This is a genomic window from Streptomyces sp. MRC013 (assembly GCF_023614235.1).
Taxonomy (GTDB): domain Bacteria; phylum Actinomycetota; class Actinomycetes; order Streptomycetales; family Streptomycetaceae; genus Streptomyces.
This window is the reverse complement of record NZ_CP094264.1, coordinates 2,428,520-2,442,176: the sequence shown is the minus strand read 5'-3', so window position 1 is coordinate 2,442,176 and position 13,657 is coordinate 2,428,520. Positions and strand designations below refer to the sequence as shown.

Genomic DNA, 13,657 nt, shown 5'->3' with positions numbered 1-13,657 from the left:
GCACGTCAGGCTCCCTTGCCGCGTCGCCGGCCCCGGGCGACCAGCCGGTCCACCAGCCGTGCCTGCGGGATCGTGATGAGGACGAACAGCGCCGCGACCACGGTGACCGAGGAGAGGTTGAAGTGGTTGGACGCGTAGATCTTCGACTGGTTGAAGGCGTCGATCGTGCCGATGACGTTCACCAGGGCGGTGTCCTTCTGCAGACTGATGAAGTCGTTGAGCAGCGGAGGGACGACGCGGCGGGTCGCCTGGGGCAGCACCACGTGCCGCAGCGTGGCGCCGCGCGACAGGCCGAGGGAGCGGGCGGCGGCGGTCTGGCCCGGGTCGACGGACTCGATGCCGGCCCGGAAGACCTCGGCGACGTACGCGCCGTAGGTGAGGGTGAGGGCGAGGATCGCGAACCAGACCGGGCCGAGCGAGCTCAGGAAGGGGACCTCGGTGAGCGGCAGTCCGAAGCCGATCAGATAGATGACGATGATCGCCGGGACGGCGCGGAAGGCGTCGATGTAGGCGGTGGCCAGGAGGCGCAGCGGCCGGCCGGCCCGGCCCGGTGCCATGCGGGCCAGGGCCAGCGCCAGACCCCAGGCGAGGATCAGGACCTGCGCGACGACGGCGATGAAGAGGTTGGTGCCGAAGGCGGACGCGATCTCCCGGAAGCTGAGGCCGATGACCCGGCCGTCGAAGAAGGTGTGCTGCACGGCGCGGTCGTTGCTGCACAGGAACCACACGGAGCCGAGCAGCACCAGCGCGGCCAGGCACCAGCCGAGGGCGGTCCAGGCGTCCTCGCGGGCCTCGGAGGCGGCCCGCCGGGCGTCGGCGTGCCGTCCCCCGCCCCAGTCCGCGGCGGCGGCGCGCGCCGAGCGCACCGCCCGTACCGCGGGCCCGAGCAGGACGAGCACCGCGGCGGCCACCGCGGCGGCGCCGAGGAGCACCGGCGTGCGGGGCAGCACCCGGGCGACCGTCACCGCGGTGGCGGCGGTCAGCGCCACCGTGGCCAGGACGGCCGCCACCGCGGTGGCGGCCAGCGGCAGGGCCGGTGGGGGCGGCGCGCTCTTCGGCGGCTCCTTCTCCCCGGCCGCCGGCAGGTCGGAGGTCAGGGTCACTTGGCGCTCCACAGCGGGATCGACTCCGGGTCTCCGCCGAAGGCCTTGGTGAGGTAGGTCGAGCCGAGCCGGGCGAGCGTGCCGTCCTTCTTCAGTCCCTCGATCGCCGTGTCGAGCGCGGAGGCGTTCGCGCTGTTCTTGGGGTAGATCGCCCCGTAGGACTCACCGGTCTCGTACTGGCCGACCACCCGGAGCCTGCCCTTGGACTCGTTCGCCTTGCCCAGCACGATCGCGACGTCGGTGAGCGCGGCGTCGACCAGGCCGGCCTGGACGGCGGCCTGCAGCTCGGCGTCCTTCGCGAACACCTTCGGCGCCTTCTTCGGGCGCAGGCGGTCGCGGACGAAGTCGGCCCCGGTGGTGCCCTGCTTCACGCCGAGCTGCAGGTCCCCGATGGCGGTCTCGGTGACCTTGGAGCCCGCCTTCACCAGGACGCCGATGTTGGAGGCGAAGTAGGGGGTGGAGAAGTCGACGACCTCGCGGCGCTCGTCGGTGATGGATATCTCCGCGAGCGCCAGGTCGAAGTCGTTCGCCTTGCCGGCGACGAGGGCGTCGAAGGGCACGTTGCGCACGGTGAGCCGGGGCAGGCCGGCCCGGTAGGCGAGGTTCGCGGCCATGCAGTACTCGTAGCCGTCGTCGATCTGGGCGACGGTGTCGCCGTTCCACCAGCCGGGGGTGGGCAGGTCGCCGACGACGGTGAGGGTGTCCTTCTCGACCGTCTTGAGGGTGATCGAGCCGGGGACGCCGGTCACCTGGCACCGGCCGTAGGTACGGGAGCCCTTGGAGTCGGTGGTGTGGGCCGTGGAGTCGCCGCCGCCGGACGGGGAACCGCCGCAGGCGGTGAGGGCGGCGAGCAGCACGGTGCCGAGCGCGGGCACGGCGAAGGGGCGGAGGGGGCGCATGGAGCTCCTAGGGGGAGTGCCGGGAACCGGTGGTGCGCTACAGTGCCCAAAACGTTTCGGGCGCGTCAATAGGTCGAGGCCGGCGATACCAAAACGTTTTGGGCGGGGGAGTCGGGGGGCGGTCTGCTGCGGACCCGCGCAGCGGGGCCGCGCCGGGGCCAAGAGGGAGGGCCGCACAGGCATGACCAGCCGTACACCGGCACACTCGAAGGGGGTGGGACGGCGCGTCCGCATCCGCGACGTGGCGGAGGCGACCGGCCTGTCCATCACCACCGTCTCCCACGCCCTGCGCGGCAAGGGGCAGATCGCACCGGCCACCCGCGAACGGGTGCGCCGCGCCGCGGCGGAGCTCGGCTACCGGCCCGACCCCGTCGCCCGGGGCCTGGTCTCCGGGCGCGTCGGCATCCTGGGACTCGTCGTCGGCCACATGGCGGACCTCCCCTGGGCCGGCACCTACCGCCCCTACTACGCCGCCTTCGCCGCGGGCGCCACCATGGCCGCGGTGGAACGGGACTACGCCCTCGTGGTCGTCCCCGGCGACCCGGCCTCCGGCCTGTGGGCCCGCGTCCCCATGGACGGGCTGATCATCGTCGACCCCGTACGGGACGATCCGCTGCTCGCCGACTGCGCGCGCCACGGCATGCCCGTGGTCACCGACGGACGCCCCATCGATCCGGGATACGACGGCGTCCCCACCGTGGAGAGCGACATCGAACAGGGCATGACCGAGATCCTCGCCCACCTGCGGGAGGCCGGCGCCGCCCGCGTCGGTCTCCTCTCCGGCTTCGAGCCCGACGCCTACACCCAGGACTGCGAGCGCCTCTACCGCCGGTGGTGCGCCGGGACGGGGCAGGACCCCCTCATCGAAACCCCCGCCGCCACGGAGGACCCGGTCGAGGCGGCCCTCCGCCTGCTGACCGCGCCCGGCCGCCCCGACGCCGTGCACTGCCTCAACGAGACCTACGGGCAGGCCCTCGTCGTGGCCGCCCGCCGGCTGGGTCTGGCCGTCCCCGACGACCTCATGATCAGCGTGATGCGGGCGAGCGACCAGCCCGGCGGGTCGGCCGACTGGGAGGTCCCCCTGACCGCCCTCAGCCTGGACGCCCGTCAACTGGGCGTCGAGTGCGTGGCCACGCTGATCGACGTGCTCGACGGCAAGCAGCCCGACAACGTGGTCGTCCCGTGCACCGTGGCCGTGCGCCGCTCCACGCGCCGGAGCTGAGTACGGGGCGGCGCGCGGTACGCCCCGCCCTCCCGGCCCGGAGCCGTCGTACGCGCCGGCGGACCGGCAGTCCGGCGGACCGGGCGGGAGGCGCCGGGAAGTGCCGGAAGTACCCGGAAGCGCCGGGGACGGGGAGGCCCGCCGCGGCGACCGGTGCGGCCCGCCGTGCCCTTCCGCCACCGCGGCGGCCTTCCGCGCGACACCGCGGTCCACCGCGACGCGGACGGCTCAGGGGCGGTGCCGCCCGGACTTCACCCCGCCCACGAACGCGGTCCAGGCAGCGGTCCGGAAGCACAGCGCCGCGCCGTACGGAACCTTGCTGTCACGGACGGGGACGACGGCCCGGAACCCGTCGGCCACCTCCACGCAGTTGCCGCCCGCCTGATTGCTGTAGCTGCTCCTGCGCCACACGGCGCCGTTCAGATCGGGACGGAACCTTCGCTCCACGGTGGTTGTCCTCCATCACGGATCGGATCATGTCGAGCGACATGAGCGGGGGCAGAGCTGCCACCCGTAACTGATCGTAAATCACTTTGTAGCGGCTGACGTTGCACGGTTCCTCGACGAGCTGGCCGTAGTGCGACCCTTCCGTGTAGGCCACCTCCGAGCCGTCCGGCAGGGTCAGGACCGTCAGCGAACCGCCCATCGCCTCGTGTCCGCCCTGGTCAAAGGGGAGTACCTGTACGGTGACGCGGCGTTTCCCGGCGGAGTCGAGCAGCCGCTCCAACTGCCCCCGCATGACGGCGCGGCCGCCGATGGGACGCCTCAGTACCGCCTCGTCCAGGATTACGCACAGTTCCGGCCGGTCGGGTGAATCCAGTCTTTCCTGTCGCCCCATACGGGCCACGACGCGTTCCTGCAGCTGTTCCTCGCCGTTCAGCAGCGCGTCCAGACCGAGCACCGCCCGCGCGTAGTCCTCCGTCTGCAACAACCCCGGCACCACGTGGGCCGCGTACTCGCGGAAGGCCACCGCCCGCTCCGCGTACTCCATGAACTTCCGCGACCAGTCCGGGAACGCCTCCCGGTGCACGTACGGCCACAACTCGACCAGCAGGTCGTCCGCGTCGAGGGCCGCGTCCAGCGCGCGGGCCAGCTCCAGCGTCGGCTTCGCCCCGGACGCCCGCTCGATCTGCGTGATCCGCGTGCTCACCACGTGCGCCCTCGCACCGAGTTCGGCCTGGGTCAGTCCGGCCGCCGTGCGGAGCCTGCGCACCCGTGCGCCGAACAGTGCCGCCATCGACGCGCTGGGGTCGATTTCCTTGGCCAAAACGTCACTTCCATTCCTTACGGACTGAAAAGTAAGGCTGCGTCACCTGGAGAGCGTAGGGGGATCGACCGACTCTTGAGTACGGAACGTGACGACTCGCTCACGCCATCGGATGCCTCGGCTCGACGGAGAGGGACGGACAGGCCGTGCTGACAGGAACGACGACCCTGGGGGACGAGCCCCTGCGGAGCACCGCGCCCCCGCGGAGCGTCACGCGCCTCGCGGCGGAGGACGCCACCCGTGACGAGGGGACCGGTGAACCGACCGTGCCGATGCGGCGGTTCGCCGCCACGTCGCGAGGTGCGCGGCTGGCCCGGCACCTCGCCGTCCGGCACATGGCGGAGTGGGGCCATCCGCCGGCGTCGGACGCCTCGCACGCGGTCGCCCTCGTCGTCGGAGAGCTCGCGGCGAACGCCGTACGCCACGGCCGGGTCCACGGACGGGACTTCGGCCTCCGGCTCGCCCTCGACGCGACTGCGGGCCTGGTGCGCGTCGAGGTCGCGGACGCCGCCTCCGCGAAGCGGCCGCCCGAGGCCCCGCCCTCGTCGTACCCCGAGGACGAGTCCGGCCGGGGGCTGTTCCTGGTGGACGTCCTGGCCGCGCGCTGGGGATGGGCGCCCCGCCGGTCCGTGGGGAAGACGGTGTGGGCGGAGGTGCCCGTCGGGGCGCCGGCCCGCCCGTGAGGAACGGCCGCGGTGACCGGGGCCGGGACCTCCGGGTGCTCGCTCCGCGGTCTCGTGGTGCCGCGGTCTCGTAGTACTGCGGTCTCGTAGTACTGCGGTCTCGTGGTGCCGCGGCCTTGTGGTCCTGCGGTCTCGTAGTACTGCGGTCTCGTGGTGCCGCGGCCTTGTGGTCCTACGGTCTCGTCGTCCTACGTCCTCGTCGTACTACGGCTCCGGCGTGACCGCCGCCGCTCCGTCACCCCGCGGATTCGACGGCGAACACCTGGCCGCCCTTCCCCGTGCAGCGCTCCACGGTGGCCTCGGCCCCTTCGGAGGGGTCGGATCCCCTGATGCCCACGCACCCGTGGCCGTCCACGCGGAAGACGTATCCGCCGCCTCCCCGGGGCCCGGAGGGCTCGACGTGGAAGCGGCTGCCCCGGGCGCAGTCGTCGTGGGGCTCCAGCAGTCCCGCACCGGCTCCCCGGGCAGGACCCTCAGGCAGCCCTTTCCGTAGTCGGGGTGGTGCCACTGGATCCGGTAGGCGTTCCCGCCGACCGGTTCCAGCAGGGTGCCCTGCGGCGCGACCCGGTCGCACGGCCGCTGCACGGCCACCAGGGGCGTGTACCGCCGGTCCCGGACCCGCCCGTCGGTCAGGCACAGCCCCGGAGCCGTCGCCGGCCGGATGCGCACCCAGCCGGACAGCGGGTCCGCCCCGGGAGCGGGGGAGACGGATTCCGCGCCGCGGACGATGCCGTCCCCGGCGGGTTCCCCGCCCGAAGCGGTCACCAGCCACACGCCGACGCCGCCCAGCAGCGCGGCCGCCGTCGCCACCGCGGCCACACGCCTCCCGGCGGCCTTCCCCGGCGGGGCGTCCCGGAGGAGACCCGGCCCACCGGTGTCCGCGCGCTGCGAACCGACGGCCTGCTCCCGCGCCGCGAGCCACATGTGCAGCCGGTCCTCTTCACCGCAGGCCCGGACGAATGCGGTCAGCAATTCCGGGCGCGGCGCCGTCCTGCCGGTCAACGCGTCGGCCAGCGTGCTGCGCGCCAGCACCTCGCCCCGTTCGGCAGCACGTTCCTCCAGCTGCCGGTACGTCAGTCCCGAGCGTTCTTTCAGGTCCCGCATCAAAGCCACGAACTCTGCGGTATCGCGCACCCGGTGCGGAAACACCCCCTCCTGATTCCCCATGCCGTCATCCTGACCGCCGCCCCGCGCGCGGGCAACCGCGTCGTCCGACCCGCGTGACGTCCTGACGCGCCCTCCGGGCGGGGCCCGGGTGCTCCGCGGCCCTGTCCGGACGCTCCTCCGGACAGGATCCGGACGCCCCTCCGACCAGCCCGGACAGCGGCGGGCCGTCCGGGACGGGCGCCCCCCGTTGCGCCGGTTCCGGCGCCCCGGAAAGATCCGTCCCGCCCAACCGAAAAGGGGTCGCCACCGCGGGCACCGCAAAGGCGACCAGCCGTTCCGGAACCATCCCGGGTCCACCGCCCGGAGGGGATTCCGGAAAGGCGGGACTCCCGGGCGTGCCCGCCTCCCGCACGACGGGAAGCGCGAAGCGCGGGAATTCGGGCCGTCCCGTACTCGTCACCGCCGAGAACGTCACCCCGTCACCGGACTCGACGGGTCCACCGAAACCGGCGAACCCGTCGGACTCACCGGATCCGTGTACCGGCCGGCGACGGGCCGTCGCGGTGGAGACCGGTCGGGAACCGCGACGACGGCGTTCACGGCGCACGTCCGGAACGAACAACCACAGAGAACCCGCAGTCCTCAAGAAAGGCGAATCCGTGAAATCGAATTGGCTCTCCGCTTTCGTGGGCCTCCCGATCGTCCTCCTGGCCCTCGGGCTCTTCACCGTCCCGGCCCAGGCGGGGCAGCCGGCTCCGTCGGGGCAGTCGTCCCGGTCGGCGTCGGACTCCTGCGGCTGGCGCGGCGAAGAGGTGGTCCACGCGCTGGGCGTCATCGTCAAGGAGCGGGCGGCGGTCCACAACGGCCCGGCGGCGAAGTGCCCGGTGACCCGCCACCTCGCGCACAACCGGGGAGTGGAGATCTACTGCGAGCACGTCAACAACTCGGGGAACCTCTGGTACTACACCACCACCGGGTGGATCTACAGCCCCTACGTGAAGGTCACCAAGGTGGCGGTCCCCCTGGGCTACATCCCGGCCTGCTAGGACCCGGCGGTCCCACGGGCCCGCGCCCACGTGGTCCGCGGGGGCCGCGTCCACCCGGCTCCGGTCCCGCCGTACCACCTGCTGCCGCACCCGGTCCGTACGGACGACGGCGGCGCCCCGCGGTGCGGCGGCACGGGAGGCCGCGCCGGATTCCACGGCGCGCCGGGGGCCGGGAGCCGAGGCCGGACGCCCGGTGCGACCCCGCCCCGCGGCGTGTGCGAACAACTCCAGGAAAGGAAGACGAAACGATGTCGCGAACACGAAAGACGGCCTTCGCCGTCACGAGCACGGTTCTGGCGATGGCGGGAGTACTGGCCACAGCGGGCAGCGCCAGTGCGTCCACCTACAGCCGCACCTCCCCCAAGGGCGGGTACGGGGTCGCCGAGGTCAGCAGCACCAGGGCCTTCTACGCCTGCGACATGGGCTCCGCCGACGGCTACCGGGTCGTCGCCCACCTGTGGCCCGACGGCTACGGCTACCAGTGGGCCCAGGACGCGAACGGTTCGAACAACGGGTGCGGCACGGCGATCCAGCTCAGTCTCCCCGTCGGCACCGACTACACGATCCGCGTCTGCCTCCGCGACGGCTCGGACGGCGCCGACGTGTACTGCAGCCGGGACGAGCGCGGCACGATCCTCGGCTAGCCGGGGCCGGGGCCGGGGCCGTGTGTCGTGTGGCGTACTTCCGCTGGTACTACCACGGCACGGCCACTTTCCGGTCCAGGTGCGGGTCTTCCTCGGGGAAGCGTGAGAACCGGGCCGTGACCGGGCCGGCCGAGTCGCACCACGAGGACCGCGCGACCTCGGCCCGGCCCGGTCACGGCCCGGCTCCGTGCAAGCCGGCCCGGCTCGCCGCGAAGGCAGGCGCCGGTACGACCGCCACCGCCGCGCCCACGAGGCCGTGACCCTACGGGCGGCCCTCCCCGAGCCGGACCGGAGCCGCCGAACCCGTCTCCGCGGTCACCTCGTGCGGGGCGCCCACGAGGGCACCGGTGCCCACCGCACCCGCAGGGACGGTCGTCCCGGTCTCACCGGCGGCGCGTCGGTACTCGCCGCAGCGCGGTGGGGACCGTGGTGGGGTCGGTGGCCGGGAGCACCGTGCAGACGTCGTGGTGGAGGACCTGGACGGTTTGCGGTTCCGCGCTCGTCCGCGCGACATCGTCGACTCCGGCGGCGACGGGTTCGACGGCGGCGACCATGCGTCCAGGACGTCGCCGGTGCGTCCGGCGGGGGAAGTGCCCCGGGGAGCCGCCTGATGGGCAGGGGCAGCAGTATGGCGTTCGGTCCGTCCGCCGGGTGTGCCGCCTTCCGCAGTACACGACCGTGCCGGAGAACGCGGCCGCGCCCGCCGAGACGCACATGGCGGCGAGGTACCGCTCAGGAGTGTCCGGGGCTCCCCCGCGACCGCTGGCGCGACCAGTCCGCCCGAAGCTTCCCGACGACCTTCTCGGCCGTGCGCCGCGCGGGCTTCACCCGGGGATCCTCCGGGGGCGGGCGATCTGTGCCCGCGCTTGCCGGGGGTGTGAACGAGGGCGTGCTCCTCCACGCACGAGTCTGCCGTGGGCTTCGGACCGCTCCTGCACCGCGGATGCGGCAGGGCGCGGGGCGCGCTGGACCGGCCGCGGACACGACTGCGCCGTACTACCGTCTGCCAGCCGGTGACGGGGGCCGTCCGCTCACGGGGCGGCGCCCGCCGACCACCGTCCGGCCGTCCGGCCGTCCGAGGCGTCCATCCGGCGGCCTTTCGGGAGCCGAGTCCGAGACTCGGCTCCCGAAAGGCCGCCGGAGAGGTTCCCCAAACCCTCAGGGGCCCGACCCGCTAAGCGGATCAGGCCCCTGACCTGGTACTTCTCTGTCGGGGTGGCGGGATTTGAACCCACGACCTCTTCGTCCCGAACGAAGCGCGCTGCCAAGCTGCGCTACACCCCGATGTCGCCGTCGTTGCCGCGGCGACGACGTTTACTCTAGCCCACCTGCGGCCGGAGACGAAATCCGGTTTCCCGGGGACCTCAGTCGCGGGGGACCAGGGTGAGGAGGGTGGCCTCCGGGGGGCAGGCGAAGCGGACCGGGGTGTAGCGGTTGGTGCCGCAGCCCGCGGAGACGTGGAGGTGCGCCGTGTGGCCGCCCGCGCGGTGGGTGGAGAGGCCCTTCGCGCGGTCCGTGTCCAGATCGCAGTTGGTGACCAGGGCACCGTAGAAGGGGACGCACAGCTGACCTCCGTGGGTGTGACCGGCGAGGACCAGTGGGTAGCCGTCGGCGGTGAAGGCGTCCAGGCAGCGCAGGTACGGTGCGTGGACGACGCCCACCGAGAGGTCGGCGTCCGCCTCCGGGCCGCCCGCGACCCTCTCGTACCGGTCCCGTTTGATGTGCGGGTCGTCGAGGCCCGTGAACGCCAGCTCCAGGCCCTCCACCTTGAGGCGGCCGCGCGCGTTGGTGAGGTCCAGCCAGCCCGCCGCGTCGAAGGCGTCGCGTATCTCCTCCCACGGATTGTGGACGACGCCGACGGCCGGCGGGTTGCCGTTGAGGCCGTGGCGGCCCTGGAGCTTCTCGAACAGGTAGCGGGCCGGGTTGCGCAGCTTGGGGCCGTAGTAGTCGTTCGAACCGAAGACGTACACGCCCGGGAAGTCGAGCAGGGGACCCAGCGCGTCCATCAGCTCCGGCACGCCCTGGGGGTCGGAGAGGTTGTCGCCGGTGTTCACGACGAGGTCGGGGCGCAGGCCCGCCAGCGACTGCAGCCAGCGCTGCTTCTTGCGCTGCCCGCTCACCATGTGGATGTCGGAGACCTGGAGCACCCGCAGGGGGTGCGTGCCGCGCGGCAGGGCCGGGACGGTCACCCTGCGGAGCCGGAACGAGCGGGCCTCGAAACCGGCGGCGTAGGCCAGACCGGCGGCGCCCAGTGCAGTGATGCCGAGGGGTACTCCGTATCGCGCGCGCATGGGTCCATGGTCGCAGACGGGGGGAGGGGGCGCGACGCCCCGGAAATGGGCGGGCGGGCGCGGCGGGCCACCTGTCATGCTGGTCCGCATGACCACGCTCAAGGCCAAGTTGCAGGAAGACCTCACGGAGGCGATCAGGGCGCGCGACGAGCTCCGCTCCTCCACCCTTCGGCTGACCCTCGCCGCGATCACGAAGGAGGAGGTCGCGGGCAAGCAGTCCCGCGAACTCTCCGACGACGAGGTGCGGAAGGTGATCGCCCGGGAGGCGAAGAAGCGCCGTGAGGCGGCCGAGGCGTTCGCCCAGGGCGGTCGCGCCGAGCAGGCCGGGCGGGAGCGTGCCGAGGGTGAGATCCTCGACGCGTACCTGCCGAAGCAGCTGTCGGACGACGAGCTCCACGAGGTCGTGGCGCGGGCCGTCGAGGAGGCGAAGGCGGGCGGGGCCGAGGGGCCGCGCGCGATGGGCGCCGTGATGAAGATCGTGAATCCGCAGGTGGCCGGGCAGGCCGAGGGCGGCCGCGTGGCCGCCGTCGTCAAGCGGCTCCTGGCGGGTTAGCGGCGGGGGAGGATCCCGAAGCACGCGAGAGGGCGTCCCCCGGGCGGGGGACGCCCTCTCGCGCTTCCGACCCACCGGCCCCGGCTCACCGGCAGGGGCCGCCCGGCCCCGGCTCACCGGCCCCGGCTCACCGGCGCCGACCCACCGGCTGCGGTCGCCGGTTTCGGCTCCCGCCTTACCGGGCCCGCCCCGGCCCACCGGTCCCGGCCACCGGTTCCGGCCCACCGGTTCCGGTCGCCCGACCTCGGCTGCCGGCCCGGGTGTGCCACTCCGGCCCTACCAGTCCCGGCCGCCCGGGCCGTTGCCGTTGCCTCCGTGGCCGCCGTTGCCTCCGCCACCCGTGTGGGTGCCGCCGCCGAGGATGTCGACCGGGAAGGAGAACTCGGGGAACGGCCGGTCGCCGTCTCCCGGCTCCTGGCCGTCTCCCGGCTCCTGGCCGTCTCCCGGCTTCTGGCCGTCTCCCGGCTTCTGGCCGTCTCCCGGCTTCTCGCCGCCGCCCGGCTTGCCGTCGCGGCCCGGGTCCGGGGGCTGCGGCTTCGGGGTCTCCGGGATCGGGATGTCGGTGAAGTCCGGGGCCGGGTGCCCTTCCAGGGCGCCCGACATGGCGTCCTTCCAGATGGGGCCGGGGACCTTCCCGCCGAAGACCTTGTCGTGGTACCGCCCGCCGATGGTGATGTACTCCATCTTCACCTGCTGGGTGGGGCTGCCGACCCAGACGGCGCCGGACAGGTTCGGGGTGTAGCCGACGAACCAGGCGTTGCGGCGGCTGTCCGTCGTGCCCGTCTTGCCGGCGTTGTCACGGGACTGCAGTCCGGCCTCCTGGCCCGTACCGGAGTCGACCACACCGCGCAGCAGCGTGTTTATCGTGTCCGCGGTCCGCTCGGTCATCGCGCGCCTGCACGCCGAGCGGGGCACCTTCAGGCTGCGGCCCTTGGTGTTCGTGATCGACTCGATGGCGGTCGGCGTGCAGTACGTGCCGCGGTTGGCGAACGACGCGTACGCGGCGGCCATGGTCAGCGGCGACATGCCCTGCGAGCCGAGGGTGAGCGCGGACGGCTTCTCGGGCAGCTTCTCGTCGTCGCCCATGACCACGCCGAGCTTGTCGGTCATCTCGATGACCGGGCACATGCCGATCTCGCCGAGCATCTGGACGAAGTACGTGTTGACCGACTTCTCCATGGCCTCCCTGAGCGCGTACGGGCCGACCTCCGACTCGTTCTCGTTCTCGACCGTGTCGTCGCGCACGTTCCGCCAGGGCTTCCCGCTGCACGACTGGACGGAGTCCGGGTACGGCATCCTGTACGGCGAGGGGTAGACCTGGGTCGGCGGCTTGCCCTGTTCGATGGCGGCCGCGGCGACGAACGGCTTGAAGGTCGAGCCGGTCGGGAAGCCGAAGTTCGACCCGCCCATGCCCCGGTTGACCGAGTAGTTGATCTGCGTCTCGTTCCTGCCGAAGCCGTACGGCTTGGACTGGCCCATCGCGAGGATCCTGCCCGTGCCGGGCTGGACCATGGTGATCGCCGCGGCGACCTTGTCGTCCTGGTAGACGTGCTCCTTGAGCGAGTCCTGGGCGGCCTTCTGCGCCTGCGGGTCGAGCGTGGTCCGGATGGTCAGCCCACCGCGGTTCCAGACCTTGGCGCGTTCCTCGCGGGTCTTGCCGAAGACCCGGTCGGAGAGGAAGACCTCGCGGACGTAGTCGCAGAAGAAGCCGGCGCCGTCGCGCGCGGTGATGCAGCCGTTCTTCGGCTGCGTGACCTTCAGCTCGATCGGCTCCGCCTTGGCCCGGTCGGCCTCGGCCTGGCTGATGTCGCCGACGGCGGCCATCCGCTGGAGGACGACGTTGCGGCGGTTGGTGGCCTCCTGGACGTCGTTCACGGGGTCGTACCGGCTGGGGGACTGGACGAGCCCGGCGAGCATCGCGGCCTCGCCGAGGGTCAGGTCCCTGGCGTGCTTGGAGAAGTACCGCTGGGACGCCGCCTCGATGCCGTACGCCTGCTGGCCGAAGAACGTGATGTTGAGGTAGTTCTCGAGGATCGTCTTCTTCCCGAGCTCCTTCTCGACCTGGATCGCGTACTTCAGCTCCTGGATCTTGCGGCCCAGGGTCTGCTGGGTGGCCTGCGCGAACTTGTCGCGGTCGTCGCCGGCGGCCTCGACGAAGACGTTCTTCACGTACTGCTGGGTCAGCGTCGAGGCGCCCTGGGCGACCCCGCCCTCCTGCGCGTTGCGGTTCACCGCGCGGAGGACGCCCTTGAGGTCGATGGCGCCGTGTTCGTAGAAGCGCGAGTCCTCGATCGCGACGATCGCCTTCTGCATGTACGGCGAGATGTCCTTCAGCGGGACCACCGTGCGGTCGCGGGAGTAGACCGTCGCGATCAGACCGCCCTCGGCGTCCAGGATCCGGGTGCGCTCGCTCAGCGGCGGGCTCTTCATGTCGGCCGGGATCTCGTCGAACCCCTGGACCGTCCCCTTCGCCGCGAGGCCCAGGGCTCCCGCCGCGGGCATCGCGATGCCGGCGAGGACGACTCCGGAGAGCACGCTGACACCGAGGAACTTGGCGGCCTGCTGGGTCGCGGTCAGACCCCCGCCCGAGCGGTTCTTTGGCATGGGGGAAGCCTACGTTCTCATTCGCCGGACATGTGTACATGCCCTGGCCTAAGCTGGCCGCAACCGCTACGGCGGCCGTGTCGGCGCGCCCGTGCGGTCGACGCACCCCCCCCCCACAGCACCACGGCGCCGTCTCCCCGCGAGGCCGTGCCGGCCCCGTCCTCGCGTTCGGCGACGGCGCGGCGCACCGCCCGTCTCCCGGCGGGCGCACGGGTACACCCCGTGCGGGCGGTGAGGA

At 72.8% G+C, this 13,657-nt stretch carries 13 protein-coding genes and 1 tRNA gene; 5 read left to right on the top strand and 9 right to left on the bottom strand.

The features are described 5' to 3' along the window. Nucleotides 1-5: 5 nt before the first annotated feature. The gene (locus tag LUW75_RS11165; protein WP_250335482.1) at nt 6-1,103 is read right to left on the bottom strand and encodes an amino acid ABC transporter permease; all 1,098 of its coding nucleotides are present in this window, start codon (nt 1,101-1,103) and stop codon (nt 6-8) included. Then, complete coding sequence (locus tag LUW75_RS11160) at nt 1,100-2,002, bottom strand: ABC transporter substrate-binding protein (protein ID WP_250335481.1); 903 nt, start codon at nt 2,000-2,002, stop codon at nt 1,100-1,102. The genes LUW75_RS11165 and LUW75_RS11160 overlap by 4 nt, the downstream gene beginning before the upstream one ends. 181 nt (nt 2,003-2,183) lie before the next feature. On the opposite strand from LUW75_RS11160, the gene LUW75_RS11155 reads away from it, so the two are divergent. Continuing rightward, nucleotides 2,184-3,224, top strand: coding sequence for a LacI family DNA-binding transcriptional regulator (locus LUW75_RS11155; RefSeq protein WP_250335480.1), 1,041 nt, complete (start codon nt 2,184-2,186; stop codon nt 3,222-3,224). 228 nt (nt 3,225-3,452) lie between these two features. On the opposite strand, the gene LUW75_RS11150 is transcribed toward LUW75_RS11155, so the two are convergent. Next, nucleotides 3,453-3,635 carry a DUF397 domain-containing protein gene (locus LUW75_RS11150; protein WP_250335479.1) on the bottom strand — a complete coding sequence of 61 codons (183 nt, stop codon included), beginning with the start codon at nt 3,633-3,635 and terminating at the stop codon, nt 3,453-3,455. Continuing rightward, nucleotides 3,547-4,461 carry a helix-turn-helix domain-containing protein gene (locus tag LUW75_RS11145; protein WP_250337623.1) on the bottom strand — a complete coding sequence of 305 codons (915 nt, stop codon included), beginning with the start codon at nt 4,459-4,461 and terminating at the stop codon, nt 3,547-3,549. The genes LUW75_RS11150 and LUW75_RS11145 overlap by 89 nt, the downstream gene beginning before the upstream one ends. 302 nt (nt 4,462-4,763) lie before the next feature. Here LUW75_RS11145 and LUW75_RS11140 point away from each other — a divergent pair, with 302 nt between their 5' ends. Further along, entirely contained in the window at nt 4,764-5,174 is a 411-nt protein-coding gene (locus tag LUW75_RS11140) for an ATP-binding protein (protein WP_462933789.1), read from the top strand. 204 nt (nt 5,175-5,378) lie between these two features. On the opposite strand, the gene LUW75_RS11135 is transcribed toward LUW75_RS11140, so the two are convergent. Next, nucleotides 5,379-6,287, bottom strand: a complete 909-nt coding sequence (locus LUW75_RS11135) for a helix-turn-helix domain-containing protein (RefSeq protein ID WP_250335477.1) — start codon at nt 6,285-6,287, stop codon at nt 5,379-5,381. Nucleotides 6,288-6,940: 653 nt separating this feature from the next. Between LUW75_RS11135 and LUW75_RS11130 the strand changes: the two genes are divergently transcribed. Together LUW75_RS11130 and LUW75_RS11125 are read left to right on the top strand one after the other, a co-directional pair. Beyond that, nucleotides 6,941-7,327, top strand: a complete 387-nt coding sequence (locus LUW75_RS11130) for a hypothetical protein (RefSeq protein ID WP_250335476.1) — start codon at nt 6,941-6,943, stop codon at nt 7,325-7,327. Nucleotides 7,328-7,575: 248 nt separating this feature from the next. Then, a complete protein-coding gene (locus LUW75_RS11125; RefSeq protein ID WP_250335475.1) occupies nt 7,576-7,971 on the top strand; it encodes a hypothetical protein in 396 nt (131 codons plus the stop codon). Between the two features lie 383 nt (nt 7,972-8,354). Here the strand turns inward: LUW75_RS11125 and LUW75_RS11120 are convergent, their stop codons facing one another. From LUW75_RS11120 to LUW75_RS11110, 3 genes are all read right to left on the bottom strand, one after another. After that, the gene (locus LUW75_RS11120; protein ID WP_250335474.1) at nt 8,355-8,525 is read right to left on the bottom strand and encodes a hypothetical protein; all 171 of its coding nucleotides are present in this window, start codon (nt 8,523-8,525) and stop codon (nt 8,355-8,357) included. A gap of 656 nt (nt 8,526-9,181) precedes the next feature. After that, nucleotides 9,182-9,255 (bottom strand) — tRNA-Pro (locus LUW75_RS11115). 80 nt (nt 9,256-9,335) lie between these two features. After that, nucleotides 9,336-10,262, bottom strand: a complete 927-nt coding sequence (locus tag LUW75_RS11110) for a metallophosphoesterase (protein ID WP_250335473.1) — start codon at nt 10,260-10,262, stop codon at nt 9,336-9,338. 88 nt (nt 10,263-10,350) lie between these two features. Between LUW75_RS11110 and LUW75_RS11105 the strand changes: the two genes are divergently transcribed. Next, nucleotides 10,351-10,815: a GatB/YqeY domain-containing protein gene (locus tag LUW75_RS11105; protein WP_250335472.1), complete on the top strand. Its 465-nt coding sequence runs from the start codon at nt 10,351-10,353 to the stop codon at nt 10,813-10,815. A 276-nt stretch (nt 10,816-11,091) separates the two neighbouring features. Here the strand turns inward: LUW75_RS11105 and LUW75_RS11100 are convergent, their stop codons facing one another. Continuing rightward, nucleotides 11,092-13,419, bottom strand: a complete 2,328-nt coding sequence (locus LUW75_RS11100; RefSeq protein WP_250335471.1) for a transglycosylase domain-containing protein — start codon at nt 13,417-13,419, stop codon at nt 11,092-11,094. Nucleotides 13,420-13,657: the final 238 nt, after the last annotated feature.

Excerpts from the sequence above, each read along its gene's own strand:
- LUW75_RS11160 (WP_250335481.1), bottom strand. The coding sequence starts at position 2,002 with ATGCGCCCCCTCCGCCCCTTCGCCGTGCCCGCGCTCGGCACCGTGCTG.
- LUW75_RS11155 (WP_250335480.1), top strand. The coding sequence starts at position 2,184 with ATGACCAGCCGTACACCGGCACACTCGAAGGGGGTGGGACGGCGCGTC.
- LUW75_RS11145 (WP_250337623.1), bottom strand. The coding sequence starts at position 4,461 with ATGGCGGCACTGTTCGGCGCACGGGTGCGCAGGCTCCGCACGGCGGCC.
- LUW75_RS11140 (WP_462933789.1), top strand. The coding sequence starts at position 4,764 with ATGCGGCGGTTCGCCGCCACGTCGCGAGGTGCGCGGCTGGCCCGGCAC.
- LUW75_RS11125 (WP_250335475.1), top strand. The coding sequence starts at position 7,576 with ATGTCGCGAACACGAAAGACGGCCTTCGCCGTCACGAGCACGGTTCTG.
- LUW75_RS11120 (WP_250335474.1), bottom strand. The coding sequence starts at position 8,525 with ATGGTCGCCGCCGTCGAACCCGTCGCCGCCGGAGTCGACGATGTCGCG.
- LUW75_RS11110 (WP_250335473.1), bottom strand. The coding sequence starts at position 10,262 with ATGCGCGCGCGATACGGAGTACCCCTCGGCATCACTGCACTGGGCGCC.
- LUW75_RS11105 (WP_250335472.1), top strand. The coding sequence starts at position 10,351 with ATGACCACGCTCAAGGCCAAGTTGCAGGAAGACCTCACGGAGGCGATC.
- LUW75_RS11100 (WP_250335471.1), bottom strand. The coding sequence starts at position 13,419 with ATGCCAAAGAACCGCTCGGGCGGGGGTCTGACCGCGACCCAGCAGGCC.